Origin of the sequence: Paraburkholderia sp. SIMBA_030, from assembly GCF_046535245.1 — a bacterium.
Classification (GTDB): domain Bacteria; phylum Pseudomonadota; class Gammaproteobacteria; order Burkholderiales; family Burkholderiaceae; genus Paraburkholderia.
Map to the genome: position 1 here is coordinate 1 of NZ_JAWRXB010000970.1, position 258 is coordinate 258.

Genomic DNA, 258 nt, shown 5'->3' on the forward strand with positions numbered 1-258 from the left:
CCCGGAGCAGTTTCACCTGCAGCGCCGCAGGCATTTCCGCGATTTCGTCGAGGAGCAGCGTGCCGCCGCACGCGGCTTCGAAGAACCCCTCGCGCTGCGCGATCGCACCGGTGAAACTCCCTTTCTCATGGCCGAACAATTGCGCTTCGGCGATGTCGGCCGGAATCGCGCCGCAGTTGACGGGCACGAACGGCCCGTCTCGGCGCGCGCTCAGGTCGTGCAGCCGCCGCGCGACGATGTCCTTGCCGACCCCGCTTT

Annotated in this window: 1 protein-coding gene; it reads right to left on the minus strand. The window is 67.8% G+C overall.

Annotation, left to right across the window (positions count from 1 at the left end; translation table 11 throughout):
• The coding region (locus SB772_RS42905) for a sigma 54-interacting transcriptional regulator (RefSeq protein WP_410838881.1) at positions 1–258 on the minus strand (258 nt) is incomplete at both ends.